At 52.6% G+C, this 20,615-nt stretch carries 16 protein-coding genes; 12 read left to right on the top strand and 4 right to left on the bottom strand.

Annotated features, from left to right (window positions below; all coding sequences use genetic code 11):
• Positions 1–150 precede the first annotated feature (150 nt).
• Positions 151–2,295, bottom strand: coding sequence for a phosphate acetyltransferase (gene pta, locus ABIE10_RS11315; RefSeq protein ID WP_016153844.1), 2,145 nt, complete (start codon positions 2,293–2,295; stop codon positions 151–153).
• A 75-nt stretch (positions 2,296–2,370) separates the two neighbouring features.
• A complete protein-coding gene (ackA, locus tag ABIE10_RS11310) occupies positions 2,371–3,573 on the bottom strand; it encodes an acetate kinase (protein WP_047500883.1) in 1,203 nt (400 codons plus the stop codon).
• Positions 3,574–3,912: 339 nt separating this feature from the next.
• On the opposite strand from ackA, the gene yfbV reads away from it, so the two are divergent.
• The 4 genes from yfbV to ABIE10_RS11290 all read left to right on the top strand — a co-directional run bounded on the left by yfbV (position 3,913) and on the right by ABIE10_RS11290 (position 7,526).
• On the top strand, positions 3,913–4,368 hold the full coding sequence (yfbV, locus tag ABIE10_RS11305) for a terminus macrodomain insulation protein YfbV (protein ID WP_016153842.1): 456 nt from the start codon (positions 3,913–3,915) through the stop codon (positions 4,366–4,368).
• Positions 4,369–4,451: 83 nt separating this feature from the next.
• Complete coding sequence (locus ABIE10_RS11300) at positions 4,452–4,946, top strand: YfbU family protein (protein ID WP_016153841.1); 495 nt, start codon at positions 4,452–4,454, stop codon at positions 4,944–4,946.
• Entirely contained in the window at positions 4,939–5,616 is a 678-nt protein-coding gene (locus ABIE10_RS11295) for a sugar phosphatase (RefSeq protein WP_153690739.1), read from the top strand. Before ABIE10_RS11300 ends, ABIE10_RS11295 begins: the two co-directional genes overlap by 8 nt.
• Positions 5,617–5,693: 77 nt before the next feature.
• Entirely contained in the window at positions 5,694–7,526 is a 1,833-nt protein-coding gene (locus ABIE10_RS11290) for an SLC13 family permease (protein WP_141875457.1), read from the top strand.
• Between the two features lie 52 nt (positions 7,527–7,578).
• On the opposite strand, the gene yfbR is transcribed toward ABIE10_RS11290, so the two are convergent.
• Both yfbR and alaA read right to left on the bottom strand, forming a co-directional pair.
• Positions 7,579–8,178 carry a 5'-deoxynucleotidase gene (gene yfbR, locus ABIE10_RS11285; protein WP_003028083.1) on the bottom strand — a complete coding sequence of 200 codons (600 nt, stop codon included), beginning with the start codon at positions 8,176–8,178 and terminating at the stop codon, positions 7,579–7,581.
• A gap of 95 nt (positions 8,179–8,273) precedes the next feature.
• The gene (alaA, locus tag ABIE10_RS11280) at positions 8,274–9,491 is read right to left on the bottom strand and encodes an alanine transaminase AlaA (RefSeq protein ID WP_005129483.1); all 1,218 of its coding nucleotides are present in this window, start codon (positions 9,489–9,491) and stop codon (positions 8,274–8,276) included.
• Between the two features lie 929 nt (positions 9,492–10,420).
• Here alaA and lrhA point away from each other — a divergent pair.
• The 8 genes from lrhA (at position 10,421) to nuoH (ending at position 20,614) form a co-directional block, all read left to right on the top strand.
• Positions 10,421–11,359: a transcriptional regulator LrhA gene (gene lrhA, locus ABIE10_RS11275; protein WP_016153838.1), complete on the top strand. Its 939-nt coding sequence runs from the start codon at positions 10,421–10,423 to the stop codon at positions 11,357–11,359.
• A gap of 627 nt (positions 11,360–11,986) precedes the next feature.
• Positions 11,987–12,430: an NADH-quinone oxidoreductase subunit NuoA gene (nuoA, locus tag ABIE10_RS11270; protein WP_003028077.1), complete on the top strand. Its 444-nt coding sequence runs from the start codon at positions 11,987–11,989 to the stop codon at positions 12,428–12,430.
• Between the two features lie 15 nt (positions 12,431–12,445).
• A complete protein-coding gene (gene nuoB, locus ABIE10_RS11265) occupies positions 12,446–13,108 on the top strand; it encodes an NADH-quinone oxidoreductase subunit NuoB (protein WP_003028075.1) in 663 nt (220 codons plus the stop codon).
• 85 nt (positions 13,109–13,193) lie between these two features.
• Positions 13,194–14,996, top strand: a complete 1,803-nt coding sequence (gene nuoC, locus ABIE10_RS11260) for an NADH-quinone oxidoreductase subunit C/D (protein ID WP_016153837.1) — start codon at positions 13,194–13,196, stop codon at positions 14,994–14,996.
• A 2-nt stretch (positions 14,997–14,998) separates the two neighbouring features.
• A complete protein-coding gene (gene nuoE, locus ABIE10_RS11255; protein ID WP_003028069.1) occupies positions 14,999–15,499 on the top strand; it encodes an NADH-quinone oxidoreductase subunit NuoE in 501 nt (166 codons plus the stop codon).
• Positions 15,496–16,833, top strand: coding sequence for an NADH-quinone oxidoreductase subunit NuoF (gene nuoF / locus ABIE10_RS11250; protein ID WP_016153836.1), 1,338 nt, complete (start codon positions 15,496–15,498; stop codon positions 16,831–16,833). Before nuoE ends, nuoF begins: the two co-directional genes overlap by 4 nt.
• A gap of 80 nt (positions 16,834–16,913) precedes the next feature.
• Entirely contained in the window at positions 16,914–19,640 is a 2,727-nt protein-coding gene (gene nuoG / locus ABIE10_RS11245; protein ID WP_429155721.1) for an NADH-quinone oxidoreductase subunit NuoG, read from the top strand.
• The gene (gene nuoH / locus ABIE10_RS11240) at positions 19,637–20,614 is read left to right on the top strand and encodes an NADH-quinone oxidoreductase subunit NuoH (protein ID WP_016153834.1); all 978 of its coding nucleotides are present in this window, start codon (positions 19,637–19,639) and stop codon (positions 20,612–20,614) included. The genes nuoG and nuoH overlap by 4 nt, the downstream gene beginning before the upstream one ends.
• Position 20,615 lies beyond the last annotated feature (1 nt).

Here is a 20,615-nt window from a genome sequence, read left to right as displayed (position 1 = left end):
GAATAGTTATTCATTGATGCAGCGCATCCTGGCAAATGTTTCAGAATATGCCAACGGGAAAAACAGGTATAAAAAAACCGGAAATATAAGCTATTTCCGGTTTAATAAGCAGAAGTGTTGCCGGATAAGACATCCGGCACACTCGACAGATTACTGCTGCTGTTGGGAAGACTGGATCGCGGTCAGAGCGATGGTGTAGACGATGTCGTCAACCAGCGCGCCACGAGACAGGTCGTTCACAGGCTTGCGCATACCCTGCAGCATTGGCCCGATGGAGATCAGGTCGGCAGAACGCTGTACCGCTTTGTAGGTGGTGTTACCGGTGTTCAGATCCGGGAAGATGAACACGGTAGCGCGACCTGCAACCGGAGAGTTCGGCGCTTTGGATTTTGCTACGTCAGCCATAACGGCGGCGTCATACTGCAGCGGACCGTCGATCATCAGGTCAGGACGTTTTTCCTGCGCCAGACGCGTGGCTTCACGAACTTTTTCTACGTCGCTACCTGCACCAGAAGTACCGGTGGAGTAGGAGAGCATTGCTACGCGCGGTTCGATACCGAAGGCAATGGCGGATTCAGCGGACTGAATCGCGATTTCTGCCAGTTGCTCTGCAGTCGGATCCGGGTTGATCGCGCAGTCGCCGTATACGTAAACCTGATCCGGCAGCAGCATGAAGAACACGGAAGACACCAGGGAACTACCCGGTGCAGTTTTAATCAGCTGCAGCGGCGGACGGATGGTGTTCGCGGTGGTATGAACTGCACCAGAAACCAGACCGTCAACGTCGTCCTGTTCCAGCATCAGGGTACCGAGAACCACGTTGTCTTCCAGCTGTTCGCGGGCAACGGTTTCGGTCATACCTTTGTTTTTACGCAGTTCGACCAGGCGAGCAACGTAGCTTTCGCGAACCACATCTGGATCAACGATTTCTACGCCAGCACCCAGCTCAACGCCCTGAGAGGCCGCAACGCGGGTGATCTCATCCGGGTTGCCCAGCAGTACGCAGGTTGCGATACCGCGTTCAGCACAGATAGCCGCCGCTTTAACGGTACGCGGCTCGTCACCTTCCGGCAGAACAACGCGCTTGCCGGCTTTACGTGCCAGCTCGGTCAGCTGATAACGGAACGCTGGCGGAGACAGACGACGGCTGCGCTCAGAGGTCGCGGTCAGGGATTCAATCCAGTCAGCGTTGATGTAGTTAGCAACGTATTCCTGAACTTTCTCAATACGTTCGTGATCGTCAACCGGAACTTCCAGGTTGAAGCTCTGCAGGCTCAGAGAGGTCTGCCAGGTGTTGGTGTTCACCATGAATACCGGCAGGCCGGTTTCAAATGCACGTTCGCACAGTTTAGTGATACGCGCGTCCATTTCGTAGCCGCCAGTCAGCAGCAGGGCACCGATTTCCACGCCGTTCATGGCTGCCAGGCATGCTGCAACCAGCACGTCAGGACGATCGGCGGAAGTCACCAGCAGAGAACCGGCACGGAAGTGCTCCAGCATGTGCGGAATGCTGCGTGCGCAGAAAGTCACAGACTTCACGCGACGGGTATTGATATCACCTTCGTTAACGATAGTGGCGTTCAGATGACGCGCCATATCGATTGCACGCGTTGCGATCAGATCGAAGCTCCATGGCACCGCGCCCAGAACCGGCAGCGGGCTGGATTCTTGCAGTTTAGCCGGATCAACTTTGATCACTTTTGCTTTGGAAGAGTCGTCGAAAATCTCGGACAGATCCGGGCGAGTACGGCCCTGCTCATCAACCGGTGCGTTCAGTTTGTTAACGATTACGCCGGTGATGTTGGTGTTTTTCGCGCCGCCGAAGCTGCTGCGAGTCAGTTCAATACGCTCGTTCAGCTGTTCCGGGGTATCGGTACCCTGAGACATTACGAAGACGATTTCTGCGTTCAGCGTTTTCGCGATTTCGTAGTTCAGAGACTGCGCGAACTGATGTTTGCGGGTTGGGACCAGGCCTTCAACCAGTACAACTTCAGCGTCTTTAGTGTTCGCGTGGTAGTTCGCGATGATCTCTTCCATCAGCACATCTTTCTGATTGCTGGACAACAGAGATTCAACGTGGCTCATCTTCAGCGGCTCAGCGGCTGGCAGAGAAGAGTTAGCACGGACGATGCTGGTAGTCTGGTCTGGCGCATCGCCACCGGCACGCGGTTGAGAGATCGGCTTGAAGACGCTCAGACGAACGCCTTTGCGTTCCATTGCGCGGATCACGCCAAGGCTGACGCTGGTCAGACCGACGCTGGTTCCGGTAGGGATCAGCATAATAATACGGGACACGGTTTATCCTCTTTCGTTACCGTCGATGTAGACGGGTTACAAAACAGCACCGCCAGCTAGGCTGGCGGTGTGAAATCAGGCAGTCAGACGGCTCGCGTCTTGCGCGATAACCAGTTCTTCGTTGGTTGGGATAACCACCGCAGGACGGGTACCTTCTTTGTTGATGAAACCAGATTTGCCGAAACGTGCGGCCAGGTTACGTTCGTGGTCAACTTCAAAGCCCAGAACGCCCAGTTTGCCCAGAGACAGTTCACGAACCATCGCTGCGTTTTCACCGATACCACCGGTGAAGACAACTGCATCCAGACGACCATCCATCAGCGCAGCGTAAGAACCGATGTATTTCGCCAGACGGTGACAGTAAACGTCCATTGCACGTTTAGCGTCTTCTTTAGTCGCGTAGTTATCTTCAACATAACGGCAGTCGCTGGTGACTTCGGTCAGACCCAGCAGGCCGGACTCTTTGGTCAGCATTTTGTTGATCTGGTCAACGCTCATGCCCAGGGTGTCGTGCAGGTGGAAGATGATCGCCGGGTCGATGTCACCGGAACGCGTACCCATCACCAGACCTTCCAGCGGGGTCAGGCCCATGGAGGTATCAACACATTTACCGTTACGGATAGCAGAAACAGAACCGCCGTTGCCCAAGTGGCAAGTGATGATGTTCAACTCATCAACCGGTTTGTTCAGAATTTTTGCCGCTTCCTGAGTCACGAAGAAGTGGCTGGTACCGTGCGCGCCGTAACGACGAACACCGTGTTCTTTGTACAGGCTGTATGGCAGAGCATAGAGGTAAGACTCTTCCGGCATGGTCTGATGGAACGCGGTGTCGAACACAGCCACGTTTTTGTCTTTCAGATTCGGGAAGGATTTCAGCGCTTCTGCGATACCGATCAGGTGTGCAGGGTTATGCAGCGGTGCAAAAGAGGCTGCGTCTTTGATACCCTGAATAACAGAATCGTCGATAACCACAGAGCCGGTGTATTTCTCGCCGCCGTGAACAACACGGTGACCAATCGCAGTCAGCTGAGCAGACAGTTCTGGTTTTTGTGCCAGAATAGTATTAACGATAAAATTCAGCGCTTCACTGTGAGCGGCGCCTGCACCTAAAGCCGCTTCTTGTTTACCGCCGTCCATTTTCCACTTGATACGTGCTTCTGGGAGATGGAAACATTCGGCTAAACCAGAGAGGTATTCTTCACCGTTTACTGCATCGATGATGGCAAATTTCAGTGAGGAGCTACCGCAGTTCAGAACCAGTACTAACTTACTCGACATGGAAGTACCTATTTATGATACGTGGCTAAAAAAACGTCAGGAAGTCATAGAGCGTAGCGCATGATGACACCGACGTTTATGATTAACATCATGCGCCATAGTCTTTTTGGGCACGATGGAATAAATACCTTTGAGTCTATGTCATTTTGCGTATTTTTCAGCCAATGGCATACTATGTGTCAATTTGACGACTCAATGATTTTGGACTAAAGGCCTTACAGGCCGGCACAGGATACCTGAATGTGGGTATCAAAGACAAAATGTTTTGAACGATGTCCCTTGTAGTTGTTGTTTTGCACAAATTTTTTAATTTTTATATGTGAAGTTGAGGTAACCGCCATGTCGACACCGGATAATCGTTCCGTCAATTTTTTTAGCTTGTTTCGCCGGGGGCAGCACTATGCGAAGACGTGGCCAATGGAAAAGCGCCTCGCGCCTGTGTTTGTAGAGAACCGCGTGATCCGCATGACGCGTTACGCGATCCGTTTTATGCCGCCTATCGCCGTCTTCACCTTATGCTGGCAAATTGCGTTAGGGGGGCAGTTGGGACCGGCCGTGGCGACTGCGCTGTTTGCGCTCAGCCTGCCGATGCAGGGCATGTGGTGGCTGGGTAAACGTTCTGTAACGCCGCTGCCGCCTTCAATACTCAACTGGTTCTACGAAGTTCGGGGTAAATTGCAAGAAGCCGGGCAGGCGCTCACTCCGGTAGAAGGAAAGCCTGATTATCAGGCGCTGGCTGACACGCTTAAGCGCGCCTTCAAACAACTGGATAAAACTTTCCTTGATGATTTGTAATTGACCCCTGATTACGCATATAAAAGAAGGCACAAGATGCCTTCTTTTTTTTCATCGCAGTAGTAGTGATACAGGAGTCCCAAATGGAAATGACCAACGCTCAACGTCTGATTTTGTCTAATCAGTACAAAATGATGACTATGCTCGATCCCACTAACGCCGAGCGTTATCGTCGTTTGCAGACGATTATTGAACGCGGTTACGGCTTGCAGATGCGCGAGCTGGATCGTGAGTTTGGTGAGCTGACGGAAGAAACCTGTCGTACGATTATCGATATTATGGAGATGTATCACGCATTACATGTGTCCTGGACTAATCTTAAGGACGCGCAGGCTATTGATGAGCGCCGCGTGACCTTCCTTGGCTTTGACGCCGCAACGGAAGCCCGTTACCTCGGGTACGTACGTTTTATGGTTAATGTAGAAGGTCGTTATACCCACTTTGATGCGGGTACGCATGGCTTCAACGCCCAGACCCCGATGTGGGAAAAATATCAGCGTATGCTGAATGTTTGGCACTCTTGCCCGCGCCAGTATCACCTGAGTGCGAATGAAATTAACCAAATCATTAATGCCTGAGGGGGCGAGCGTGCAGTGCAAAGGTTTTCTGTTTGATCTGGATGGAACGCTGGTCGATTCCTTACCCGCAGTAGAACGCGCGTGGTGCAACTGGGCCGATCGTTTTGGCCTCGATCACGCCGAGGTGCTCGGCTTTATTCATGGCAAGCAGGCCATTACCTCCCTGCGACACTTTATGGTGGGCAAATCTGAGGCTGAGATCGCCGCGGAATTCACCCGCCTGGAGCAGATCGAAGCGACGGAAACCGCGGGGATCACTGCGCTGCCGGGAGCGGTTGATTTACTCAACCACCTCAATAAAGCGGGTATTCCATGGGCGATTGTGACCTCCGGATCCATGCCGGTCGCACGAGCGCGTCATCGTGTCGCGGGGCTGCCTTCTCCTGAAGTGTTTGTCACCGCCGAGCGGGTAAAAAGAGGCAAACCCGAGCCAGACGCCTATCTGTTAGGCGCCCAGCTTCTGGGTCTTGCGCCACAGGAATGCGCGGTGGTGGAAGATGCGCCCGCTGGGGTGCTTTCAGGACTGGCTGCAGGGTGTCATGTGATAGCGGTCAACGCGCCTGTGGACACGCCGCGTCTGGATGAGGTCGATTTTTCGCTGACCAGTCTGGAACATATTTCTGTGACCAAACAGCCTAACGGAAATGTGGTCGTGGTAAGAAATACCTGAACATGATTTAGCCCCAGATTGTTGGGGCTTTTTTATGGCAGAATCGATCCATCCCTCTCATTTAACAAGGATATGTTGTGAACGGTGAATTGACATGGGTTCTCTCATTGCTGGCGATTGCCGTCGTCTTGTTTGTCACTGGCAGAGTGCGTATGGACGCGGTCGCTTTGCTGGTCATCATTGCCTTTGTTCTGAGCGGAACATTGAGCATCACAGAAGCCTTTTCCGGATTCAGCGATCCTAACGTTATTTTGATAGCGGCATTATTCATTATCGGCGACGGCCTGGTGCGTACCGGGGTGGCGACAGTAATGGGTGCCTGGCTGGTGAAGGTGGCTGGCAGCAGTGAAGTCAAAATGCTGGTGTTGCTGATGATTACCGTTGCCGGACTCGGGGCGTTTATGAGTTCGACCGGCGTGGTCGCCATCTTTATCCCGGTGGTCTTAAGCGTTTCCATGCGCATGGAAATTTCCCCTTCACGCCTGATGATGCCGCTGAGCTTTGCCGGCTTGATAAGCGGCATGATGACGCTGGTGGCGACGCCGCCTAACCTGGTCGTCAACAGTGAACTGTTACGTGAAGGACTCAACGGGTTCAGCTTTTTTAGCGTTACCCCGCTGGGGCTGGTGGTTCTGGTTCTCGGCATAATTTATATGCTGCTGATGCGCTTTATGCTCAAGGGGGAAGATTCCAGGCAGCCGGGAGACGGCTGGAAACGCCGGACCTTTCGCGATCTGATTAAAGAATATCGTCTGACCGGGCGCGCGCGTCGCCTGGCGATTCGTCCCGGTTCTCCTATGATTGGCCAGCGTCTGGATGATCTGAAGCTGCGTGAGCGCTACGGGGCAAACGTGATTGGCGTGGAACGCTGGCGTCGCTTTCGTCGCGTAATAGTCGACGTTAACGGGGTTTCTGAGTTTCGCGCCCGTGACGTATTGCTGATTGATATGTCCGCGGCCGATGTCGACCTGCGTGAATTTTGCAGTGAACAGTTTCTGGAACCAATGGTACTGCGCGGCGAATACTTCTCCGAGCAGGCGCTTGATGTGGGGATGGCTGAGATCTCTCTGATCCCTGAATCGGAATTGATCGGCAAAACGGTACGGGAAATCGCTTTTCGTACCCGCTACGGGCTGAATGTCGTTGGGCTGAAGCGCGATGGTGCGGCTCTGGCTGGAGCGGTGGTGGATGAGCCATTGCTGATGGGCGATATCATATTAGTGGTGGGCAACTGGAAGCTCATCACACTGTTGGGACAAAAAGGGCGTGATTTTGTCGTGCTGAATATGCCCGAGGAAGTCAGTGAAGCTTCTCCGGCGCACAGCCAGGCACCGCATGCGATTTTCTGTCTGGTGCTGATGGTTGCTCTGATGCTCACTGATGAAATTCCCAATACGGTGGCTGCGATCATCGCCTGTCTGCTGATGGGGAAATTTCGCTGTATTGATGCCGAAAGTGCCTATAAAGCGATTCACTGGCCAAGCATTATTTTGATTGTCGGGATGATGCCCTTCGCGCTGGCTTTACAAAAAACCGGCGGTGTCGATTTGGTGGTGAAAGGGCTGATGGATGTCGGCGGCGGGTATGGCCCGTATATGATGTTGGGCTGCCTGTTCGTGCTGTGTGCGACTATCGGGTTATTTATCTCCAACACCGCGACGGCGGTGCTGATGGCGCCAATCGCGCTGGCGGCTGCAAAGTCGATGGGCGTTTCACCGTATCCTTTTGCGATGGGGATTGCGATGGCGGCATCCGCAGCCTTTATGACACCGGTCTCTTCGCCGGTAAACACTCTGGTGCTCGGACCTGGCAACTACAGCTTTAGCGATTTCGTGAAGATTGGCGTACCGTTTACCATCATTGTGATGGCGGTGTGCGTGGTGATGATCCCGATGCTGTTTCCGTTTTGATGTTGTTGGCGGATGGCGACGGGGATATCTTCGCCGCCACCGGGTCATGCGTTTATAGCGGAGAATCCTGGCTGATTTCATCTAATGAGAGGTGAAAACTCGGGACAAACACGTCCATAAAGTAGTCCATCTCTTCGCTGCGTCGCGACTCGAGCGTTTTTTCCAGACGCGTCTTGGCAAGCAGAAATTCGTTGTTACCGGCAGAGAGTTCCTCCAGACACTTCAGATACGCGCACAGGGCATCGGCCTGTTTAACAATCGATCTCTCTTCTTCACTTAAGGCATGTTCATCAATGAGCGGCGCAAAAATATCGCGCAGTTCATCAGGTACCATATCGACCAGTTTTTGCTGGGCAATTTTCTCTATCGCTTTATATTCCTGCGCAATCTGCGAGTTGAAATATTTCACCGGGGTAGGGAGATCACCGGTCAGCACTTCTGACGCATCGTGATACATCGCCAACAGAGCAATACGCTCAGCATTAACCTGACCACCAAATTTGCGGTTTTTGATCGCGGCCAGCGCATGGGCAACCATGGCAACCTGCAGACTGTGTTCAGACACGTTTTCGGTGCGCACGTTGCGCATCAGCGGCCAGCGATTAATGAGCTTCAGACGGGAGAGGTGGGCAAAAAAATGGCTCTGCTTCATAACGACCCTTATATGATGGCAACCTAAGAGTCATTTTGCGCAGAGAAGGCTGTCAGATGCAAATACTCGTCATCCATCCGACAGCCTTTGTTTAATTACAGCTGGTGATACCCTGACAGGAAACGCTCAAATTTACTCAGCGACATTTCAATATCGTCAATACGCGGCAGCGTGACGATGCGGAAATGATCCGGCCACGGCCAGTTGAATGCTGTTCCCTGAACCAGCAGTACTTTTTCCTGCAGCAGGAAGTCGAGCACCATCTTCTGGTCGTCATGAATGTTGAAGCGTTTAGCATCAATTTTCGGGAACATATACAGCGCGCCGCGCGGTTTTACGCAGGAGACACCAGGAATGTCATTGAGCAGTTCCCAGGCGCGGTTGCGTTGTTCATACAGACGCCCACCAGGCATGATAAATTCGCTGATGCTCTGGTATCCGCCCAGCGCGGTCTGAATGGCATGCTGCGCCGGAACGTTGGCACACAGGCGCATAGAGGCCAGCATCTCAAGACCTTCAATATATCCTTTAGCATGTTTCTTCGGCCCGTTCAGCACCATCCAGCCCTGACGGAAACCGGCAACGCGATAGGTTTTTGACAGGCCATTGAAGGTGATGGTCAGCAGATCCGGCGCCATTGCAGCGATGGAGTGGTGTTCAGCATCGTCGTAGAGAATTTTGTCGTAAATCTCATCCGCAAAGATGATGAGGTTGTTCTGGCGAGCAATCTCAACAATCTCCATCAGCAGCTCTTTAGAGTAAACAGCGCCGGTTGGGTTGTTTGGGTTGATGATGACGATCCCACGCGTACGCGGCGTGATTTTGGCGCGGATATCATCCAGGTCCGGGAACCAGTCTGATGATTCGTCACACAGGTAGTGCACGGCATTACCGCCGGAGAGCGATACCGCCGCCGTCCACAGCGGATAATCAGGAGCAGGAACCAGCATTTCGTCCCCACTGTTCAGCAATGCCTGCATAGCCTGCACAATTAATTCAGAAACGCCGTTGCCGATATAAATATCTTCCACGGTTACGTCGCGCATACCACGGGCCTGGTAATGCTGCATAATCGCTTTACGGGCGGAATAAAGGCCTTTGGAGTCGCAATATCCTTGCGCTGTTGGCAAATTGCGGATCACATCCACCAGTATTTCATCTGGCGCTTCAAACCCGAATGGCGCCGGGTTGCCGATGTTCAGTTTCAGAACCTTATTGCCTTCTTCTTCCAGGCGCTTTGCTTCCTTCAGAACCGGGCCGCGAATGTCATAACAGACGTTTTCTAATTTGCTGGATTTTTCAATGGGGGACATGAACGTTGACCTTTTTAGCTGTGAATGCCACTCCCTGCCATGGAAGTCAGCCCAGCACAATGTACTCCCACGGCGGTGAGTTTTGAAGGGTCTTTAGTAGAAGATTTTGAAAAGCTATGAAGTGATAATTAACTGTTAACAACTAAATAATGTAAATATTATGAGATAATAATCTATCTGGATGTATTTTGTTGGTAGTATGTTTTGTTTTATTGGTTTGGTTGTGGTGATTTGTTTGGTCAAAAAAAGTTAAGCCTGTAAAGCGAAATGTCACGGGTGTCTAAGCTGGATGAGGTAATTCGAAAATACTGAGGTTTTAACTGCGGGACCTGTTATCGGCCTGATCCGTACGTGATACGGTGTGAATTCATTGTTAAGCAGAATTAATGAATTGAAGAATTCTTAATTAATTATTATTTAATATTTAAACGACATTAAATTGAATGGGCCAATAATAGCAAAACCGCTGCTCTGACATAACACCTGGTAGCCTGGAATTATTCACGATAACACTTATAAATATAGTGGTTTTAGGTTAAGATAAGTCTCATGAAATGGTAAGTAGTCTGAATTTTAAGATAATTCAAATGTTTGTTGGTTGTTCCTAACACACTGAAAAGTTAGTTTTTAATGTGTAAATTATTGTTCGTTAACTTTTTTTTTAAATTTACAAAATTTACATGTTTTCCCTAAGTCAGAATCATCCAGCAGCTAAAAATTCGGCTCTTTCTCGTTGCTATATTCCGATGAATATCACGGGAATTAAAATAGCCAGGAAAGAGAATTGTTTCGTTTGTTAAACCAAATACATCCTTATTTTCACTTGGTTACACTAAGCGAAACTGCGAGGGAGGCACATTACAAATGGAGTTGTTTGATTCCAAATGCACAGCATTAACCCGGTATGACCCGCGAGTAAGTGAAAAACTATGATAAATGCAAATCGTCCGATAATTAACCTCGACCTCGATCTGCTGAGAACCTTCGTTGCTGTTGCCGACCTGAATACCTTTGCGGCTGCGGCAGCTGCGGTATGTCGAACTCAGTCTGCGGTGAGTCAGCAAATGCAGCGTCTTGAGCAACTCGTGGGGAAAGAGTTGTTCGCGCGCCATGGACGCAACAAACTACTGACCGAACATGGTATACAACTGTTGGGTTACGCCAGAAAAATACTGCGCTTTAATGATGAGGCATGCTCATCATTAATGTTTAATAATCTTCAGGGAGTGTTAACTATCGGTGCTTCTGATGAATCAGCCGATACCATACTGCCTTTCCTGCTCAACCGAATAAGTTCGGTTTATCCGAAGCTTGCGCTGGATGTGAGGGTCAAGCGTAACGCCTACATGGTGGATATGCTGAAGTCGCAAGAAGTGGACTTGGTTGTGACTACCAACCGTCCTGGCGATTTTGAATGTCTGAATCTGCGTACCTCGCCAACGCATTGGTACTGTGCTGCCGAATATATTCTGCAAAAAGGTGAGCCAGTACCGTTGGTTCTGCTGGACGATCCGAGCCCGTTTCGCGATATCGTGCTGGCGACATTAAATGCTGCTCAGATCCCGTGGCGTCTGGCTTATGTTGCTTCAACATTACCTGCGGTTCGCGCGGCGGTAAAAGCAGGGCTCGGCGTTACTGCGCGGCCTGTTGAAATGATGAGTCCAGATTTACGCGTATTGGGCGCCGCCGACGGATTACCGCCATTGCCTGATACTGAGTATCTGTTGTGCTGCGATCCGTCCACGCAAAATGAGTTGGCAGAAGTTATCTTTAAGTCGATGCAAACGTATCAAAATCCTTGGCAATACAATCAGTTTACCCCGGAAGGGGGAGATGACTCGCTGATTGTTGAAGGCGACTTTGAGTAATCCGTCACAAAAAATCGTTTTAAAATGTTAGTGTAAAAAAGAGCCACTGGTGATGAAAAAACATCCAGTGGCTCTTTTTTTATGCAAATATTGCCGCTTTATGTCATTTGCTATACTAAAACTTAACAAAATCAGAAGGTAAAAAAACGGCCTGACACCTGGCTGAAAAATAAGCAGCAGCGTTACTAATTGTTTCCATGTTAAAAAACTAGAGAAATTGTTGCTGTTTTTTATGGTGAATTAACAAAAGCGTGTCACAGATCAAGAAAATACTCCCATTTAGGGGGAGGCATCTGGGTGAATTCCTGTCAAAATAGGTGAGTATTATCTTTTTTACTTCACTACGGACACGATTCAACAACATTAAAAATGACCGATGATGCGATCGAAATTGGTCTAAATAGCACTTTATGTTAATGAAGTTGGAGCGGTGTAAAATAATGTGAGGAAACTTTTGTTAAAGTTGACAAAAGGTTATAGAAAGGAGTAAAAAACCCCATCAATTAGCTGTATAAAATGGTTTTTCACAGTGATTGTAAGGTTTTTTTTATTCCTCCCCATGAATCGATGTGGCGTTCATCTGCCGAAAAGAGCAGAGAATTTGGCGCTACTTTTGATGAGTAAGCAATGAGTATGTCAACATCCACTGAAATCATCGCTCATCACTGGGCATTCGCTATCTTTCTTATTGTTGCCATTGGCCTGTGCTGCCTGATGCTCGTCGGCGGCTGGTTTTTAGGTGGTCGCGCGCGCGCGAGATCTAAAAACGTGCCGTTTGAATCAGGTATCGACTCGGTCGGCACCGCCCGCTTGCGCCTGTCTGCCAAGTTTTATCTGGTAGCCATGTTCTTCGTTATCTTCGACGTTGAAGCGCTGTATCTGTTCGCATGGTCAACTTCTATCCGTGAAAGCGGCTGGATTGGCTTTGTGGAAGCTGCAATTTTTATTTTTGTGTTACTGGCAGGTCTGGTTTATCTGGTGCGTATTGGCGCGCTGGACTGGACGCCCGCGCGTTCACGCCGCGAGCGTATGAACCCGGAAACGAACAGTATCGCTAATCGTCAACGCTAACCGCGAGGCATTAAGATGGATTATACGCTCACCCGCATAGATCCTAACGGTGAGAACGACCGTTACCCCCTGCAAAAACAGGAGATCGTAACCGACCCCCTGGAGCAAGAAGTTAACAAAAACGTGTTCATGGGCAAGCTGCATGACATGGTTAACTGGGGCCGTAAAAACTCAATTTGGCCATATAACTTTGGCCTTTCCTGCTGCTACGTTGAGATGGTGACCTCGTTTACCGCCGTGCACGATGTGGCCCGTTTTGGTGCGGAAGTACTGCGTGCATCGCCGCGTCAGGCTGACCTGATGGTCGTCGCCGGAACCTGCTTTACTAAAATGGCGCCGGTTATTCAGCGCCTCTACGATCAGATGCTGGAACCGAAATGGGTTATTTCCATGGGCGCATGCGCCAACTCCGGCGGTATGTACGACATCTATTCTGTGGTGCAGGGCGTTGATAAATTTATTCCGGTCGATGTGTACATTCCGGGATGCCCGCCGCGTCCGGAAGCGTATATGCAGGCTCTGATGCTGCTGCAAGATTCCATTGGCAAAGAACGCCGTCCGCTCTCCTGGGTGGTTGGCGATCAGGGCGTTTATCGCGCCAATATGCAGTCAGAACGCGAGCGTAAACGCGGCGAACGTATTGCTGTAACGAATCTTCGTACACCAGACGAGATTTAATTTGCGCCTGTCGGCAGCAGCACTTCCTTCGCTTATCACTACATAAATAGCGCGAAGCACTGCCGACCACCACGGACCATTTGCAATGGTGAACAATATGACCGACTTAACCGCGCAAGACGCTGTATGGCAAACACGGGATCACCTTGATGACCCGGTCATTGGCGAACTGCGCAACCGTTTTGGGCCGGATGCCTTTACCGTTCAGGCGACTCGCACCGGGGTACCTGTTGTTTGGGTCAAGCGTGAACAATTACTGGAAGTTGGCGATTTCTTAAAGAGACTGCCGAAACCTTACGTCATGCTGTTTGACTTACACGGCATGGACGAACGTCTGCGTACGCACCGCGAAGGGTTACCTGCCGCGGATTTTTCCGTTTTCTATCACCTGATCTCCATTGAACGCAATCGCGATATCATGCTCAAGGTGGCATTGTCTGAAAACGACCTGCGTGTACCGACGTTCACCAAACTGTTCCCGAACGCCAACTGGTATGAGCGTGAAACCTGGGAAATGTTTGGCATCGACATCGAAGGTCACCCGCACCTGACGCGTCTGCTGATGCCGCATACCTGGGAAGGTCATCCGCTGCGTAAAGACTACCCGGCGCGTGCGACCGAATTCGATCCGTTTGAGCTGACCAAAGCCAAACAGGATCTGGAAATGGAATCACTGACCTTCAAACCAGAAGAATGGGGCATGAAGCGTAGTTCCGAAAACGAGGACTTCATGTTCCTCAACCTCGGTCCTAACCACCCGTCTTCTCACGGTGCGTTCCGTATTGTGCTGCAGCTTGATGGCGAAGAAATCGTCGACTGCGTGCCTGACATCGGCTACCACCACCGTGGCGCTGAAAAGATGGGTGAACGTCAGTCCTGGCATAGCTACATTCCGTACACCGACCGTATCGAGTACCTCGGCGGCTGCGTTAACGAAATGCCTTACGTACTGGCCGTTGAGAAACTGGCTGGCATCACCACGCCGGATCGCGTCAACGTGATTCGCGTTATGTTGTCTGAACTGTTCCGTATCAACAGCCACCTGCTGTACATCTCCACGTTCATCCAGGACGTCGGCGCGATGACGCCGGTCTTCTTCGCCTTTACCGACCGTCAGAAAATCTATGACGTAGTGGAAGCGATCACCGGTTTCCGTATGCACCCGGCCTGGTTCCGTATCGGCGGTGTGGCACACGATCTGCCGCGCGGTTGGGACAAACTGCTGCGTGACTTCCTCGACTGGATGCCAAAACGTCTGGATTCCTACGAGAAAGCCGCACTGCGTAACACCATCCTGAAAGGCCGTTCGCAAGGCGTTGCCGCTTACGGTAAGAAAGAAGCGCTGGACTGGGGTTGTACCGGTGCTGCGCTGCGTGCGACCGGTATTGATTTTGACGTGCGTAAAGCGCGTCCATACTCTGGCTACGAAAACTTTGACTTTGAAGTCCCGGTTGGCGGCGGCGTGTCCGACTGCTATACCCGCGTGATGCTGAAAGTTGAAGAGCTGCGCCAGAGTCTGCGCATCCTTGAGCAGTGCCTCAACAACATGCCGGAAGGCCCGTTCAAAGCGGATCACCCGCTGACTACGCCGCCGCCGAAAGAGCGCACGTTGCAACATATCGAAACCCTGATCACCCACTTCCTGCAGGTTTCGTGGGGACCGGTTATGCCGGCAAACGAGTCCTTCCAGATGGTGGAAGCGACCAAGGGTATTAACAGTTACTACCTGACCAGCGATGGCAGCACCATGAGTTACCGTACCCGTATCCGTACCCCGAGCTATGCGCACCTGCAGCAGATCCCGGTAGCGGTACGTGGCAGCCTGGTGTCCGACCTTATCGTCCACCTGGGTAGTATCGATTTTGTTATGTCAGATGTGGACCGCTAATTATGCACGAGAATCAACAACCACAAACCGAGGCTTTTGAGCTGAGTGCGGCTGAGCGTGAAGCGATTGAGCACGAGAAGCACCACTACGAAGACCCGCGTGCGGCGTCCATTGAAGCGCTGAAAATCGTTCAGAAACAGCGTGGCTGGGTGCCGGATGGGGCGATCTATGCGATCGCTGATGTGCTGGGGATCCCGGCAAGCGACGTAGAAGGTGTTGCCACGTTCTATAGCCAGATCTTCCGCCAGCCGGTAGGTCGCCACGTGATCCGCTATTGCGACAGCGTGGTGTGCCATATCAACGGCTATCAGGGGATCCAGGCTGCGCTTGAGAAAAAACTCAACATCAAGCCGGGGCAGACGACCTTTGACGGTCGTTTTACGCTGCTCCCGACCTGTTGCCTGGGGAACTGCGATAAAGGGCCGAACATGATGATCGATGAGGATACTCATGCTCACCTGACCCCGGAAGGCATTCCCGAACTGCTGGAGCGGTATAAATGAAAGACATTATCCGTACTCCCGAAACGCATCCGCTGACCTGGCGTCTGCGTGATGACAAACAGCCGGTCTGGCTGGACGAATACCGTAGCAAGAACGGCTACGAAGGTGCGCGTAAGGCCCTGACCGGGCTGTCACCGGACGAAATCGTTAATCAGGTAAAAGACGCTGGCCTGAAAGGGCGCGGCGGTGCGGGCTTTTCCACCGGTCTGAAGTGGAGCCTGATGCCGAAAGACGAATCCATGAACATCCGTTACCTGCTGTGTAACGCCGATGAAATGGAGCCGGGTACCTATAAAGACCGTCTGCTGATGGAACAACTGCCGCACCTGCTGGTGGAAGGCATGCTGATCTCCGCGTTTGCGCTGAAAGCGTACCGTGGTTACATCTTCCTGCGTGGTGAATATATCGAAGCGGCTGTGCATCTGCGTCGCGCGATTGCCGAAGCAACCGAAGCCGGCTTGCTTGGCAAAAACATCATGGGCACCGGTTTCGACTTCGAACTGTTTGTCCACACCGGGGCAGGGCGCTATATCTGCGGTGAAGAGACGGCGCTGATTAACTCCCTTGAAGGTCGTCGTGCTAACCCACGCTCTAAGCCGCCGTTCCCGGCAAGCTCTGGCGCTTGGGGTAAGCCGACCTGCGTTAACAACGTCGAAACCCTGTGTAACGTACCAGCTATCCTCGCGAACGGCGTGGAGTGGTACCAGAACATTTCGCAGAGCAAAGACGCGGGCACCAAGCTGATGGGCTTCTCCGGTCGCGTGAAGAACCCTGGCCTGTGGGAACTGCCTTTCGGTACTACCGCGCGCGAGATCCTCGAAGATTACGCGGGCGGCATGCGTGATGGCCTGAAATTCAAAGCCTGGCAGCCGGGCGGCGCGGGTACTGACTTCCTGACTGAAGCGCACCTCGATCTGCCGATGGAATTCGAGAGCATTGGTAAAGCCGGTAGCCGTTTGGGCACCGCGCTGGCAATGGCCGTCGATCACGAGATTGGCATGGTTCCTCTGGTGCGTAACCTGGAAGAGTTCTTTGCCCGCGAGTCCTGCGGCTGGTGTACGCCGTGCCGTGACGGTCTGCCGTGGAGTGTGAAAATTCTGCGCGCGCTGGAGCGTGGCGAAGGCCAGCCTGGGGATATCGAGACGCTTGAGCAACTGTGTCGTTTCCTCGGCCCGGGTAAAACCTTCTGTGCACACGCCCCGGGTGCGGTGGAGCCGCTGCAGAGCGCCATTAAATATTTCCGCGAAGAATTCGAAGCTGGCATCAAGCAGTCCTTCAGCAATACCCATCAGATTGGTGGTATTCAGCCGAACCTGCTGAAAGAGCGCTGGTAATAGCAGGGTAACCCTGAATCGCGATCAGAAATTCGATTAACGCTCGGTTTTAGACCGAGCCAACTGGAAGCATGCTGACTATGGCTACGATTCATGTAGACGGCAAAGAATATGAGGTCAACGGAGCGGACAACCTGCTGGACGCTTGTCTGTCTCTCGGCCTTGATATTCCGTACTTTTGCTGGCACCCGGCGCTGGGAAGCGTCGGTGCTTGCCGCCAGTGTGCGGTGAAGCAATATCAAAACGCGGAAGACACGCGTGGTCGCCTGGTGATGTCTTGTATGACACCGGCCACCGAAGGCACCTTTATTTCAATTGATGACGAAGAAGCGAAGCAGTTTCGCGAAAGCGTAGTGGAGTGGTTGATGACTAACCACCCGCACGACTGTCCGGTCTGTGAAGAGGGCGGTAACTGCCACCTTCAGGATATGACCGTCATGACCGGTCATAGCTTCCGTCGCTACCGCTTCACGAAGCGTACTCACCGCAACCAGGACCTGGGGCCGTTCATCTCTCACGAAATGAACCGCTGCATCGCCTGCTATCGCTGCGTACGTTACTACAAAGATTACGCCGATGGTGCGGATCTGGGCGTCTATGGCGCACATGACAACGTCTACTTTGGTCGTCCGGAAGACGGTACGCTCGAAAGCGAATTCTCCGGTAACCTGGTGGAAATTTGCCCGACCGGCGTCTTCACCGATAAAACGCACTCCGAGCGTTATAACCGTAAATGGGACATGCAGTTTGCGCCGAGCATCTGCCAGCAGTGTTCTATCGGTTGTAACATCAGCCCGGGCGAGCGCTACGGTGAACTGCGTCGTATCGAAAACCGCTACAACGGTACCGTTAACCACTACTTCCTCTGCGACCGTGGTCGTTTTGGCTATGGTTACGTGAACCTGAAAGACCGTCCACGCCAGCCGGTACAGCGTCGTGGCGATGACCTGATCACGCTGAACGCCGAACAGGCGATGCAGGGCGCGGCAGATATTCTGCGTCAGTCGAAGAAAGTGATTGGTATCGGCTCCCCGCGTGCCAGCGTTGAAAGTAACTTCGCGCTGCGTGAACTGGTCGGTGCGGATAACTTCTATACCGGTATTGCCCAGGGCGAGCAGGAACGTCTGCAACTGGCTCTGAGCGTGCTGCGTGACGGCGGTATTCATACCCCGGCACTGCGCGAAATCGAGTCATACGATGCGGTTCTGGTCCTGGGCGAAGATGTCACCCAAACCGGCGCGCGCGTTGCGCTGGCAGTGCGTCAGGCGGTGAAAGGTAAAGCGCGTGAAATGGCGGCGGCGCAGAAAGTGGCCGACTGGCAGATTGCGGCAATCCTCAATATTGGCCAGCGCGCCAAGCACCCGCTGTTCGTTACCAACGTCGATAACACCCGTCTGGATGATATCGCGGCATGGACCTACCGTGCGCCGGTTGAAGATCAGGCGCGTTTAGGTTTCGCGATCGCCCATGCGCTGGATAACAACGCACCGGCGGTTGACGGTATCGACCGTGACCTGCAGAACAAAATTGACGTCATCGTTCAGGCTCTGGCCGGGGCGAAGAAACCACTGATTATTTCCGGTACCAACGCCGGTAGCGCCGACGTGATTCAGGCTGCTGCCAACGTGGCGAAGGCGCTGAAAGGCCGTGGCGCAGACGTCGGAATCACCATGATTGCTCGCTCTGTTAACAGCATGGGGCTGGGTATGATTGGCGGTGGTTCCCTCGACGACGCGCTGACCGAGCTGGAAACCGGTCGTGCTGACGCCGTTGTGGTGTTGGAAAATGACCTGCATCGCCATGCTTCAGCAACGCGTGTGAACGCCGCGCTGGCGAAAGCGCCGCTGGTACTGGTTGTTGACCATCAGCGCACGGCTATTATGGAAAACGCCCATCTGGTGCTTTCCGCCGCTAGCTTCGCCGAAAGCGATGGTACGGTAATTAACAACGAAGGTCGCGCCCAGCGTTTCTTCCAGGTCTATGACCCATCCTACTACGACAGCAACACCGTAATGCTGGAAAGCTGGCGCTGGCTGCACTCGCTGCACAGTACCGTGCAGAGTCGTGAAGTGGACTGGACGCAGCTCGACCATGTTATCGACGCGGTCGTTGAGAAGTTACCGCAGTTGGCGGGTATTAAAGATGCCGCGCCGGATGCAAGCTTCCGTATCCGTGGACAGAAACTGGCACGTGAACCGCACCGCTACAGTGGTCGTACCGCAATGCGCGCCAACATCAGCGTTCACGAACCACGCCAGCCGCAGGACAAAGACACCATGTTCGCTTTCTCTATGGAAGGGAACAACCAACCGTCTGCGCCGCGTTCGCAAATTCCGTTTGCCTGGGCTCCGGGCTGGAACTCCCCACAGGCGTGGAACAAGTTCCAGGATGAAGTGGGCGGTAAACTGCGTCATGGCGATCCGGGCGTGCGTCTGATCGAAGCTTCGGCAGATGGTCTGGATTACTTCACAACCGTTCCGGCGAGCTTCCAGGCTCAGGATGGTCAGTGGCGTGTCGCGCCTTACTATCATCTGTTTGGTAGTGACGAAATGTCCCAGCGTGCGCCTGTCTTCCAGACCCGTATGCCGCAGCCGTACATCAAACTCAACCCGGCTGATGCCGCGAAGTTGGGTGTGAATGCCGGTACGCGCGTTTCTTTCAGCTACGATGGCAACACGGTTACGCTGCCGGTTGAAATCGCTGAAGGATTAACGGCAGGGCAGGTTGGTTTGCCAATGGGTATGCCTGGCATCGCGCCGGTTCTGGCTGGTGCACGTCTTGAGGATCTGCAGGAGGCACAACAATGAGTTGGATTACACCCGATCTGATTGAGATCCTGCTGAGCGTTCTCAAAGCGGTCGTGATTCTGCTGGTGGTGGTCACCTGCGGGGCATTCATGAGCTTTGGCGAACGTCGTCTGCTCGGTCTGTTCCAGAACCGTTACGGACCGAACCGTGTTGGCTGGGGCGGTTCGCTCCAGCTGGTTGCGGACATGATCAAGATGTTCTTTAAAGAAGACTGGATCCCGAAATTCTCGGATCGCGTCATCTTTACCCTGGCACCGATGATCGCCTTCACCTCGCTGCTGCTGGCTTTCGCCATCGTGCCGGTGAGCCCGAACTGGGTGGTTGCTGACCTGAACATCGGGATCCTGTTCTTCCTGATGATGGCAGGCCTCGCGGTATACGCGGTGTTGTTCGCAGGCTGGTCCAGTAACAACAAATACTCGCTGCTCGGTGCGATGCGCGCGTCTGCGCAGACGCTGAGCTACGAAGTATTCCTCGGACTTTCCCTGATGGGCGTGGTGGCGCAGGCCGGTTCATTTAACATGACCGACATCGTCAACAACCAGGCTGATATCTGGAACGTTATTCCGCAGTTCTTTGGTTTTGTCACCTTTGCCATCGCGGGCGTGGCGGTGTGTCACCGTCACCCGTTTGACCAGCCAGAAGCCGAGCAGGAACTGGCCGACGGTTACCACATTGAATACTCCGGTATGAAATTCGGTCTGTTCTTCGTGGGTGAGTACATCGGCATCGTCACCATTTCTGCACTGATGGTTACCCTGTTCTTCGGTGGCTGGCATGGTCCGTTCTTACCGCCATTCGTCTGGTTCGCGCTGAAAACCGCGTTCTTCATGATGATGTTCATTTTGATTCGTGCGTCGTTACCGCGTCCTCGTTATGACCAGGTAATGTCCTTCGGCTGGAAAGTCTGTCTGCCGCTGACGCTCGTCAACTTGCTGGTAACGGCGGCTGTCATTCTCTGGCAGGCGCAATAAG

Origin of the sequence: Citrobacter sp. 506 (assembly GCF_050434985.1) — a bacterium.
Lineage (GTDB): Bacteria > Pseudomonadota > Gammaproteobacteria > Enterobacterales > Enterobacteriaceae > Citrobacter > Citrobacter braakii.
Note: the sequence above shows the minus strand (reverse complement) of the source record. Positions and strands in the feature narration are given on the sequence as shown.

Coding starts and splice junctions, on each gene's coding strand:
- nuoE (WP_003028069.1), top strand. CDS start 14,999: ATGCACGAGAATCAACAACCACAAACCGAGGCTTTTGAGCTGAGTGCG.
- nuoA (WP_003028077.1), top strand. CDS start 11,987: ATGAGTATGTCAACATCCACTGAAATCATCGCTCATCACTGGGCATTC.
- nuoF (WP_016153836.1), top strand. CDS start 15,496: ATGAAAGACATTATCCGTACTCCCGAAACGCATCCGCTGACCTGGCGT.
- yfbV (WP_016153842.1), top strand. CDS start 3,913: ATGTCGACACCGGATAATCGTTCCGTCAATTTTTTTAGCTTGTTTCGC.
- nuoC (WP_016153837.1), top strand. CDS start 13,194: ATGGTGAACAATATGACCGACTTAACCGCGCAAGACGCTGTATGGCAA.
- lrhA (WP_016153838.1), top strand. CDS start 10,421: ATGATAAATGCAAATCGTCCGATAATTAACCTCGACCTCGATCTGCTG.
- nuoG (WP_429155721.1), top strand. CDS start 16,914: ATGGCTACGATTCATGTAGACGGCAAAGAATATGAGGTCAACGGAGCG.
- nuoB (WP_003028075.1), top strand. CDS start 12,446: ATGGATTATACGCTCACCCGCATAGATCCTAACGGTGAGAACGACCGT.
- ABIE10_RS11300 (WP_016153841.1), top strand. CDS start 4,452: ATGGAAATGACCAACGCTCAACGTCTGATTTTGTCTAATCAGTACAAA.
- alaA (WP_005129483.1), bottom strand. CDS start 9,491: ATGTCCCCCATTGAAAAATCCAGCAAATTAGAAAACGTCTGTTATGAC.
- yfbR (WP_003028083.1), bottom strand. CDS start 8,178: ATGAAGCAGAGCCATTTTTTTGCCCACCTCTCCCGTCTGAAGCTCATT.
- ABIE10_RS11295 (WP_153690739.1), top strand. CDS start 4,939: ATGCCTGAGGGGGCGAGCGTGCAGTGCAAAGGTTTTCTGTTTGATCTG.
- ackA (WP_047500883.1), bottom strand. CDS start 3,573: ATGTCGAGTAAGTTAGTACTGGTTCTGAACTGCGGTAGCTCCTCACTG.
- nuoH (WP_016153834.1), top strand. CDS start 19,637: ATGAGTTGGATTACACCCGATCTGATTGAGATCCTGCTGAGCGTTCTC.